Below are 11,388 nucleotides of genomic sequence, written 5' to 3' on the forward strand. Positions count from 1 at the left end.
ATAATTAGCAAATTCTTGATTTCATTCGTACTTCCGTATATAATATATAAGATAAGCAGTGAAAGGACTGGGGTACATATGTAATATATGTCTGCTTCGGAAGCGGCAAAAAAATGCAGTATTTCAGAACGTCGGGTGCAGAAACTATGTAGGAAAACCTCATACTGGGGGTTGCAAAATTTAGCTATATGTGGTTGATACCAAAGGATGCAGAAAAATCTGTTGATAAAAGATTCGGCAGACAAAGAGAATCAAAAAATGATAATGTGGAATAAATATAGTGAAGTTTTACTTGGAAAAGCAAAGAGGGAACAATTTGATTATAAAAGATGATAAGCAATTCAATATTTTTCCCTCACATGTGGGACTGAGAAAATACATTCTCTATTACAACATCGTATTTCCAGCGAGTGATACGTTTATGGCACAATATACGCTTATGCCTAACGCTTGCGGAACATTGTCGTTTGCTTTTGACGGAAACGCAGTCATTGCCGAGCTGTGGGGAGCATCTTTAACCCCTGTTTTATTAGGAATGGAACCAAATAGTTATCATGTCCTGCTACTTATCCAGCTTTCGCCCTATGGTTTGTATCAAATCACCCGTCAAAGCCAAGCGGAGTTTGCAGATAAACGATTTTCGCTTGCTGATATTGACAATGAGCTGTTTGATTCTCTACATCAGGCTTTTGTAGCATCAAAAACGATAACAGGTTTGATAAATAAATGTGAGCAAATTTTACATAAACGCATGGAAAAGCAAGTTGTTTCGGACTCCTTGTTGTTGGCAACCGAAATGATTTCTGATAATTATGGACAAATACAAGTGAAAGAAGTTGCCAGACAATCCCATTATAGTGAGCGGCATCTAAACCGCTTGTTTCTTGCACAAATCGGAATGAATGTTAAGGACTTTGTGCGCTTAACCCGCTTTAATTATGTGTTAAAGCACATTCAAAAATCGCCTTGCTTTTTTGCCGCATTGTCGCAACAAGCCGGATATTTCGACCAAGCCCATTTTGATAAAGATTTCAAGGCTATTAGTGGTGTTACCCCTCAAAAGTATCTGAAAACAATGTCGGATTTTTACTATGACGGAACGGAGATATATAATACAATTTCCTCAAAGGAGGAATGAGAAATGAAATATGAAGGTTGTCTTTTAGCGGTTAAGGATATATCCGCTTCTAAGCATTTTTATGAAAAGGTGCTTCATCAAAACGCTGTAATGGATATTGGCGTACATGTAACCTTTGAGGGCTTTTCTCTGCAACAGGGATATGCCGAACTCGTTGGTGTAACAGTCGATAGTGTGAAAGAACAGTCTCACAATTTTCAGCTCTACTTTGAAGTGGAAGATTTAGACAAAGTGTATGCCGAAATGAAAAGCATATCCGGCTTACAATGGGTACATGAAATAAAAGAGTACCCGTGGGGGCAGCGTGACATTCGAGTATACGACCTGGACAATCATATTGTTGAGATTGCAGAGGATATGAATACGGTTATCAAACGCTTTTTGAATCAGGGCATGTCGGCGGAAAAAGTTGCCAAGCGCACAATGTTCCCCATTGAAGTCGTAAAACAGTATGCGTAGTGCTTTGATATATGACACATGTCGGCTTTGGTAAACCAAAGCCGCTATTTTACTTTGAACATATAGTATGCTTATTATAACAAAATGGGTATTGATCCTTATTGTGACATCAAAACCCAGCAAAATGAGGAGAATGCCTATGAACTGGGAGCCGTGGACAGGTTGCTACAAAGCAAGTGATGGCTGCACAAATTGCTATTTTTATGGGCCACATGCGAAACGCTATGGCCAAAGTACCATACAAAAAACAGATAAATTCGATTGGCCTATAAGGACAAATGCAAAAGGTGAATACAACATCAAAGGAAACAAGATTCTTGCGACCTGTTTTGCAACCGACTTTTTCCTTCCAGAAGCGGATGAATGGCGCAAAGAGGTTTGGTCTATCATCAAGGAAAGAACCGACATCGATTTTTTGATTTTGACCAAGCGAATTGACCGTTTCCTTGTATCCATCCCATCAGATTGGGGAACAGGATATGACAATGTAAATATTGGATGTACTGTCGAAAATCAAAAATTAGCCGATTATAGGCTTCCATTATTTTTATCCTATCCGATCAAGCGGCGTTTTATCGCCTGCGCTCCACTTTTAGAAGCGATAGATTTAACACCGTATCTTCATGGCGTAGACCATGTTACAGTCGGTGGCGAAACAGGGGGAGAAGCTCGTGAATGTGATTATGATTGGGTGCTTAATATCCGTGAACAGTGCGTAAAAGCAAATGTAACATTTTGGTTTAAAAATACAGGCTCGCTTTTCAAACGTGACAGCGTAGTGGAAAAAATAAACCCATTTAAGCAAACCGGTATGGCGAAAGCGCTTGGTATCAATATTTCAGATGGAAAAAGGTTGTTCTGATGGAATAATTCATTTAGTTTTCCGTCACAACGGTAAATAAAAAAAACCGTTATTGTGGCGGCTGAATATTTATGCGCCTAAACAAAATACAGTAGCCTAACGGCGGTTTTGAATTAAAAATCAAAGCCGCCGTTTTTCTTTATACAAAAAAGTGTATAAAAGTTCATAAGCATTTGGTATTTAAGAGAACTATTGAATAAGCTCCTCGATATTATTTTTAGATAAGAATCGAGGGGCTTATTTGCATGAAGAAATGTTGTTTAAAAGCATCTTCACCCAGAAAGATAATGTATGGTCTTGCATTGATAGATATTTTGCAAACTTTAGCGAAAAAAAAGGAATGATGGTGAATTTTGTCGAATAACGTTTTAAATGGTATGGAAATTATGGAAGGAGAGCACTGGGACTTGGTTATTTATGGTACTTGGATTGTAGGGAGTTAAATTATTATTGGACTTAAACTAATTAACGGAGGTGGAACAAAAATGTTAAAAAGAAGGAAAAGTAGGATTTTTATAGCAACTATATTATCGCTATCCATGATTCTTATGACTTGCACTACAGTATTTGCTTCAATACCTTCAGATATATCCTCTCATTGGGCAAATGACATAATACAAAAATGGCTTGATGAAGGTTTTGCCAGTGGTTACTCTGATGGTACTTTTAAGCCTGACAATAATATATCAAGGGCTGAGTTCATGGTTTTAACAAATAATGCCTTTGGTTACTCTGAAATTAAAAATATTAATTACGAGGATGTGCCTTCAGGATCATGGTATGAGAGCGATGTAGCAATAGCTGCAGCAGCGGGTTATATTAATGGTTATCCCGATGGTACAATGAAACCTAACGCAACAATCACTCGACAGGAAATAGCAACAATTATATCAAGAATTCAGAATTTATCCAGCAATCCAGATGCTGCCCTAACACTTAGTGACGAAGCTAATATATCAGAATGGGCCAAAGGCTATGTGGGTGCTGTAATTGAAGCTGGATATATGAGCGGTTACTCTGACGGTTCATTTTTACCTAAAAAGTATGCAACCAGAGCAGAGGCATTGGTTACTTTAGATAATGCAATGTCCAGAGTTATAACTCAGTTAACGGATGATAATGGTATCTATGAAGAGGCTGGCTTATATGGACCGATAGAGGGCATTGAAACAATAGAAAAAGATGTAACCATAAAAGCAGATGGTGTTATACTTCAGAACATAAAGATAAATGGTGATTTAATTATTACTGAAGAAGTTGGTGAAGGAACTGTAACCTTAAACAACTTGATTGTTGAAGGGAATACTCTAATTAGAGGCGGTGGCACCGACAGCATTATTATTAATGGTGGTATGTATAAAAATATTATAATAGAGGAAGTTCAAAACAAAGTTCGCATAGTGGCCAAGGGGGCTATAGGCCCAGATGGTAAACATGTAGATATCATTATAACAGACGGTGTTTCCGATGATGAGGTCATTTTCGAAGGTGATTTTAATAATATAACTGTAGAAAAAAATCTATCCGGAGTCAAATTGATATTTAATGAAGGTACTAATGTTGAAAACCTGGTGTTAAATTCTCCTACAGGTGTAAGTGGCTTAGGCAATATTAAAAATACTATAGAAAATTATAAACCTAGCACTCCTACTAGTAGCAGTGGTGGAAGCGGTGGAAGCGGTGGCAGTGGTGATAGTGGTGACACCGGTAATAGTCCTCCGCAAAATGCTACTGGCTATCCCAAAATCGGAAAAATAACAGACACCACGATGGAATTACTCCTTAAGACCAACGAAGCCGGAAGAGCTTACTATACAGTGCTACTGGCTGGGGCCAATGCACCATCATCGACACAAGTAAAGGCTGGTCAGGATTCAACAGGAAGTGTACTGTTAGGAAATTTAAGAGGTAGTGTGGAATTAATAGCAAATACAGAGGCTATAGTAACAATAAAAGGATTAACTGAATTAACTAATTATGATATATATATTGTGGCGGATGATGACAAGGAAAATCTGCAAAATGAACCAGTAAAATTAATATTTACTACTAAGGCAACGGAGATTACAACCAATGGCTCAGGGTACTTTAAAATTGAGAGCGAGGATAATACCAAATTTATTGAAGGATTTGTTACCCATGGCCGTGGTGGGCCCCCAGTCTCCCAGGCATCAGTAATATATACCCAGGATATATTTGAAAACCCCGGCGATGTATTAATTACTAAAAATGGTTATGCCACCACAAGAATACAAAATGCTTATTGGAAAAGTGCTTCTGAGTCTATATATGGTCAGAAAAGCGTTACTGAAGCAGTCTATGGATGGGATGAACTAAATTATGTCTTTGAAGTGCCTATAAGAGATGTTTTTAATCCCAATTGGACAAATACACCTCCAGAACTCCATATAGAAGGAATTAATCCCGGTGATGTAGTATCAGGAATTGTAAATCTTGATATTTCACTAAAGTCTGGAGATGAGTTTTATTTGGCCTATGTTTACATGGGCGGAGAGCAGCGGTTCCCGCGGGAAGCCTTTGCACAACGAACCGACAGGTTAACTGTGAACCTTAATACAACTGGTTTTCCAAATGGTCATACCTATATTAAAATACTGGTTTATGACGAATTTGAAAATGCTGTGATGTTGGTCATGCCAGTAACAGTTGAAAATGAAGTTGTTAGTGAAGCGCTACCTGGTTCAATTGCTGTATTTAATATAGTTTCTACAACATATAATATAAATATCGGTTTTTATTCCATGCCTTTAAACGACGAAGAGACAAATATAACTGAATCCTATACTCGTCCCGATGTTTCTATTAATAACACGCTAGCGTGGAGTACTGCTGTGGGAGCAAGTGGTTATAAAGTATATCGGAGTATTGATGGAGAAGACTTTAAGTACCTTGGCGCAGTAAAGACAGGAAGGTTCGATGACTTTAGCCATGCAATTGAAATCGGTAAAAAAATTGAATATAAAATAGTGCCATATAACAGCCTTGGGGACAATGAAAAGGGTGCTATAAGTGGATTCGTAGTGCCATTACCCCCTATTAATGTCTATTTAGATAGCCCACAACACGGTTCTAAGGATGTCAACCTCTTGCCTACATTTAGGTGGAATGTAGTTAGTGGTGGCGGTAATCTCGATGACCCTATTTACGGTGGCGCGAGCCTAGACTTTGACTTCACATTATTTGATGCTACAGGCTGGAAGATTCATGAAAACACAACAATATATGATCAATTAGAGTATACATTACCCTTTGAACTTAATCCTGGTGGCATTTACTCTTGGGATATAAGCGATGGGAATGCCTTCGCACTATTTAGGTACGATGCAACTGGATACTCCTATTCCATTTCTTCAACAAATACTGGTTCTACAAATGGAGAAAACATATTTACTACCACTATTAAAGATATTGAGTCACCAAGTGGTATGGTAGTTGACTATTTAAACTATCAAGGTGCTAATTACGATGCTGAGCAGATTTTGGTAAAAACCAATAACTTTGCAGAGCTGGAAAAGTCCCTTGAGCATTATGGTAGTGAAACTCTAAAATTGTGGCAGGATATTGGATGGAGCCTAGTAAAAATTCCGAAGGGTGAGACAGTAGAAGGCTTTATTCATAAATTACTTAAAGATGAGAATATAATCATAGCTCAGCCAGATTTTATTATGGAGGCCCCCAAAACGCAGGTGGTGGATGATCAGCTGTTATTAATGAATCAATTGCAGGAGCAAACAACTGTAGCCAATGTAGGACCAGATGTAGTTTTGGATAAACTATGGGGACTTGAAAATATTAATGCATATGAGGCATGGCAGCAAACCACTGGAGATGATAAAGTTATTTTGGCTATAATAGATACCGGTGTGAGTACAAGCCACCAAGAATTTGCCGATAAGGTTTTTATTGCACCCTATGATGCTACTGGTGAAGACAATCCCAATGTTGATTATAATGGTCATGGCACCCACGTGGCAGGTATTGCTGGAGCTAACGGTAGAAATGGTGTTATTGCTGGTATCGCCTGGGACTCTCCCATCATGCCAGTGAGAGTACAAGATAGAAATGGAAGTACTCAAACTTCCTATTTGATTGAAGGCACTAAAACGGTAACAGACTTTGTGGTTAATAACCCAGAATATCGCGCTGTAATTAATATGAGTATCGGTGGAAGGGGTTACGATTTTGCATTAAAAGATGCCATCGATTATGCATTGGATAATAATGTAGTATTTGTTACTTCTGTTGGCAATGACTCCAAAAGAGTTCCAAGTTATCCAGCATCATATAATGGAGTTATAACAGTGGCGGCCTCCACACCCCATAATACAAAAGCTGACTTCTCGACCAGTGGATCATGGATTTCGGTGGCGGCACCCGGGGATAAAATATACTCAACCTATAGCAGCGGTAGATATCATAACTTGAGGGGTAGTTCTATGGCCTCACCACATGTTGCAGGAGCTGCGGCATTACTGCTTTCTAAGTATCCTGACCTTACTCCTATAGAGGTGAAAAATCAACTGGAGCAAACCGCCCAAGGAGATGGTTTTAACGAAGAACTCGGGTACGGGGTTATTGATATAAACGCTATGTTAGGAGCTATCAAACCGATGCAGTACGGTTCATTAACAGTAAATACTAATATTAATGAAATTGGATCTGTGACCAGGATTGGGCATGGGGTAATATCCATTTTCGATGATGAAGATAACCTCTTTGCGTATGGACTAACAGGAGAAAAGGGTGGACATATCTTCCACTCTATGCCTCAGGGTGATTATCAGGTGGTATTGGTCTACTATGACCCATATAAAGATGAGTACAGCTTTCAAGAAGAAAAGGTGAGTATTTATGCGGCTCAATCCAAGGAAATTACCATTAACTTTAGTATCCCCCAAAGCATAAATAGGACGTTACTATATCAAGAGAATATCGATATTGAAAACTCCAATTATGAAATTCCTATAACTATCGTAGAAGAAGGGTTATTTGAAGTTAGCACCTCTTTTTACACCAGAGACTCTAATCTTAGTTTATATATTGTCGATGCTAATGGTGATATAGTAGCCTATGACTCAAGCGGCAAGTATCCCTCCATTATGTTAGCTCTGCCTGCTGGAGATTACACGATAATAATTGAGGGATATTGGTACGAATCATTGAATTGTACTTTGGAGATTCATAAAATTACTGCTAACTATTAATTTGTTTAAATACTAAATTAGGGAGTATCGCATAACTATTGCGATGCTCCTTTATTTGTTATATAGGAATGTTCCTTCCCGACTTCCTATAGTTAAAAAATAACAATAACATTTTCCACTAAACTTATTGATAAAATTATTATACAACGCATAAAGGCATCAAGTAATTATCTATTGATTACATTAATATACTTTTTCCTTGTCAGCAGCTGAATAATATAAAAATCCCTAAATAAAGTTAGATACTAACTTACCCAAAATAGAGGACATAAGTATTTACTTTATAGGGCTAATTGGTATATAATGTTTGCGTTCTATAGAAAATATAACACTTAATATTAGAACAAAAAAAGGACTAGAAGAAAATAGTCAAAATAAGGAGAGGGAATATGAAGGGGAGTATGAAATTAGCAAGTAAGATTATGTTTTTTATAGTAATCACCAGTTTGTTATTATTGGCAGGCTGTAATAATCAGGAAGAAACAAACCAAAGGGAAAGCCAAAATGCATCTGATCATCAAAACTCTCAGGAAATAGAACCTTCAGTGGAAACCACCACAGTTGTATTTCAGAATGTAAACCTTATTACCATGACGGAGGATAAGGTTCTTGAAAACTACAGTGTAGTTATAAAAGAAGGAATAATTGCAGAAATAGGAGAATTTCAAACCGTAAACATTCCTGAAGATGCGCTAATTATAGAGGGGGAAGGCAAGTACTTAATGCCAGGCTTAGTAGACATGCATGTCCATCTATGGCGGTATGGCGGGGAAGATACTCTCTACTTAGTAAATGGTATAACCAGCGTTCAAAATATGTGGGGAAACCCTGGACTCCTTAATACGAGAAAGTTTAATGATAGAAGACTTGGTCCTAGAATTTTTACGACTGGGCCAATAATGGATGGACCACTCCCAATATGGCCGGGTAGTAAAGTTCTAGAAACCCCAGAAGTGGCAAGAAAAGCTGTAATAGCAGTACAGGAGGAAGGATATGATGCAGTTAAAGTCTATGAAAAGTTATCTTTGGAGGTCTACGAAGAGATTATGAAGACTGCAGAAGAAATAGGAATAAAGGTTGTGGGACATGTGCCAAGAGAAGTTGGGATTAGGAAAGCACTAGAGTTAGGACAAGATTCAATTGAACATTTAAGTGGCTATACTTTAGAGAATATCGAAAACGAAGCAGAATTGACGGCAGAAAATAATGTTTGGAATACTCCAACGTTAGCTTTATTCAATATATTTAAAGAAGAAAATGAGATTGAAGGTTTAGAATATATTGACCCAAGACAAATTGAAACGTGGAGAAGGCGTAAGCCAGACGGCGGATACGAATATCTAGAAATACGGCAGAATTTTGTCCGTATTATACACGAAAAAGGGGGAAAATTATTGGCTGGCACCGATGCAAACAATCCCTTTGTAGTTCCAGGTTTCTCTTTACATAATGAACTAGAGTATTTAGCTGATGCAGGATTAACACCCTACGAGGTGTTGAAAACAGCAACTTATAACCCAGCAGAGTTTCTAGGACAGTTAGATAAATTAGGAACAGTCGAGGTGGGAAAAGAAGCTGACTTAATTCTATTATCGGAAAATCCCCTAGAGGACATTAAAAATACTAGATCTGTAGAAGGAACTATGGCTCGGGGTGTATGGTTAACCCATGAAAGCCTCCAAAGAGAACTGGATAAGCTGAAAAGAAGTAATTAGCCTTAGAAAAATGAGCAACTATCAAAACCCATGTTGAAGCCGTAACACTACTTACTAAGAAAGAAGATGTGAACTAACTCACTGTCAAGTAGACAGCGGAAATAAATAAAAATTCTTATGACGTCAATCATTCACAATTACGGTTGGCGTCATTTTTTATGCCACCTGACTCATAATATGCTGTCTGTACTCCAACAGGGTCATACAGTGAAGTCTCTTCTGAGAACAATATGTTCTACCTTTATATCAGGAGTATCTGAAGAATAGTATACTTACATATTCTATAAGTTTTTGTAATGACTTTCTAAAATACATATCTTATCTTGCAATAGCTTTTTAAGCTTTTGTGGTTTGATGGAAATAATATTGTCTGTGTAGTTGAGGAAATAGTTTGCAATGAAATTCTCCTCTCCTTTATTATAGAATCCCCGAATAATATACTGCTGTCCCTCAATGTGAAGTTGCATTGAGGGGTAATGCTCCTTATAAAATAAATCTACCCCTTTGGAAAGTATACCAACTTCGAAATCGGTGGCACCTTTGTGTCTAAAGGCATTAGCTGAAAGATTTGTTAATTCCTTTATTGGCTTTGAGGAATAGACAGTGCTTTCATCGAGGGTAATAATTTTATCACAACGAAATACTTGAACTTTATTTGTATCAAAGTTAAATGCAGTTACATACCACTGACCATAGCTAGCAGAGACATTAAAGAATTGCACAAAGAATTGTGTTGCTGTTCCTTTTTTGTTGTAAGTAATTTTGCAAACTGCTTGTTCTACTGCCATCTTTAAAATATCTCTCAAAAGAGGGCTACTGTTATGATGCTTTAAAACTTCAAAACTTAATATTTGCTCCATTTTACGGATTGTACTTATATGTTCATTAGAAATACAAGTTTCAAATTTATTTTTTAAGGTTGATACACTTAAATGAAATGGTGTTGATTCATAGCCTTTCAATGTAATCATTGCAAAATATAGAGCATACATTTCATCAATTGTAAAAACGATAGGTGATAATAATCTATTTCGTAAGATGCCATATCTTCCATTTCTCCCGGCTTCAGAAAATATTGGCATACCAATTTCTTCAAGAGATTTAATATCCCTTAATGCAGTACTTTTTGAAATATCATATCTTTCCATAATATCCTTTAGATTAAAGTAGTTTTTGCTATTTAAATATATCATCATATCGTTTATTCTTTCTGATTTTCCCATGCTTTATTTCCTTCCACAATAATTAAAAGGTGTCAAATAATGACACCTTTTAACAGTATACTATAAATAACAAATAAAATCAAAGGAGATGTCAGTATGAGTACTAAGAGTGAATTTGAAAGAATTATGGCTACCCAAACGGAAATTGCTTTAGCCACAAGTGTCAATGACGTGTGTAATGTTAGGATTGTTAATTTCATTTACGATGAGACTTCTCAAACTTTGTTTTTTGCCACCTTTGGAGATAATGATAAGGTTAAAGAATTTGAGGAAAATAGCAATGTAGCTTTTACAACGGTTCCTCATAAAGGAAATGAACACGTTAAAGCAAGAGCACAGGTTAATAAAAGCAACCTCAGTATTTTTGATGTAAAAGACAGCTTTATAGCAAAGATTCCAGATTATAAAGATACGATTAATCAAGTGGGGCAATTTCTTGTACTTTTTGAAGTCAAATTTAATACTGCTATAGTTACATTGGACTTTGAAAATATTGATATAATATCTTTAGCATAGAAAAAAAAAAGTAAAGGCACTGTAAGGTGCACCCCAAATATAGCCAAGCACATAGCCAAGGGGACGTTTGAGATCAGTGAAAAACTGGTCCTTTTTTTCGTTAAATCGCAAGAAATTTTGACAAATGTAAAAAATAGTCTGTCATTTCTAAAGTTCCCTTAAAACTAGATATAAAAGAGGAGACTATTGCTGCTATCCTCTTGATATTTACCGCTATTGCAGCTAGCTTTGATTGTTTCGACACACTTAT

The 11,388-nt window shown here is 36.9% G+C and carries 7 protein-coding genes; 6 read left to right on the plus strand and 1 reads right to left on the minus strand.

Annotated elements, in window-relative coordinates:
* Nucleotides 1-316: 316 nt before the first annotated feature.
* The 5 genes from BLP68_RS19595 to BLP68_RS19615 all read left to right on the plus strand — a co-directional run bounded on the left by BLP68_RS19595 (nt 317) and on the right by BLP68_RS19615 (nt 9,399).
* Nucleotides 317-1,138, plus strand: a complete 822-nt coding sequence (locus BLP68_RS19595; RefSeq protein WP_091547294.1) for a helix-turn-helix domain-containing protein — start codon at nt 317-319, stop codon at nt 1,136-1,138.
* 3 nt (nt 1,139-1,141) lie between these two features.
* Complete coding sequence (locus tag BLP68_RS19600) at nt 1,142-1,597, plus strand: VOC family protein (RefSeq protein ID WP_091547296.1); 456 nt, start codon at nt 1,142-1,144, stop codon at nt 1,595-1,597.
* Between the two features lie 139 nt (nt 1,598-1,736).
* Nucleotides 1,737-2,459, plus strand: a complete 723-nt coding sequence (locus BLP68_RS19605; protein ID WP_091547298.1) for a DUF5131 family protein — start codon at nt 1,737-1,739, stop codon at nt 2,457-2,459.
* Nucleotides 2,460-2,944: 485 nt separating this feature from the next.
* Nucleotides 2,945-7,684: a S8 family serine peptidase gene (locus BLP68_RS22560; RefSeq protein ID WP_091547300.1), complete on the plus strand. Its 4,740-nt coding sequence runs from the start codon at nt 2,945-2,947 to the stop codon at nt 7,682-7,684.
* A gap of 389 nt (nt 7,685-8,073) precedes the next feature.
* Entirely contained in the window at nt 8,074-9,399 is a 1,326-nt protein-coding gene (locus BLP68_RS19615) for an amidohydrolase family protein (protein ID WP_091547301.1), read from the plus strand.
* A gap of 281 nt (nt 9,400-9,680) precedes the next feature.
* Here BLP68_RS19615 and BLP68_RS19620 read toward each other — a convergent pair whose 3' ends face one another.
* Nucleotides 9,681-10,622, minus strand: a complete 942-nt coding sequence (locus BLP68_RS19620) for a helix-turn-helix transcriptional regulator (RefSeq protein WP_091547303.1) — start codon at nt 10,620-10,622, stop codon at nt 9,681-9,683.
* 96 nt (nt 10,623-10,718) lie between these two features.
* Here BLP68_RS19620 and BLP68_RS19625 point away from each other — a divergent pair, with 96 nt between their 5' ends.
* Nucleotides 10,719-11,138 (plus strand): pyridoxamine 5'-phosphate oxidase family protein, encoded by a 420-nt coding sequence (locus BLP68_RS19625; RefSeq protein WP_091547305.1) that lies wholly within the window; start codon nt 10,719-10,721, stop codon nt 11,136-11,138.
* The last annotated feature ends 250 nt before the right edge of the window (nt 11,139-11,388 follow it).

Source organism: Alkaliphilus peptidifermentans DSM 18978 (genome assembly GCF_900101495.1).
In the GTDB taxonomy this organism is placed as follows: domain Bacteria; phylum Bacillota; class Clostridia; order Peptostreptococcales; family Natronincolaceae; genus Alkaliphilus_C; species Alkaliphilus_C peptidifermentans.

Bases quoted from the DNA above. Each gene is read 5' to 3' on its own strand.
- BLP68_RS19600 (WP_091547296.1), top strand. From the start codon at position 1,142: ATGAAATATGAAGGTTGTCTTTTAGCGGTTAAGGATATATCCGCTTCT.
- BLP68_RS19605 (WP_091547298.1), top strand. From the start codon at position 1,737: ATGAACTGGGAGCCGTGGACAGGTTGCTACAAAGCAAGTGATGGCTGC.
- BLP68_RS22560 (WP_091547300.1), top strand. From the start codon at position 2,945: ATGTTAAAAAGAAGGAAAAGTAGGATTTTTATAGCAACTATATTATCG.
- BLP68_RS19615 (WP_091547301.1), top strand. From the start codon at position 8,074: ATGAAGGGGAGTATGAAATTAGCAAGTAAGATTATGTTTTTTATAGTA.
- BLP68_RS19620 (WP_091547303.1), bottom strand. From the start codon at position 10,622: ATGGGAAAATCAGAAAGAATAAACGATATGATGATATATTTAAATAGC.
- BLP68_RS19625 (WP_091547305.1), top strand. From the start codon at position 10,719: ATGAGTACTAAGAGTGAATTTGAAAGAATTATGGCTACCCAAACGGAA.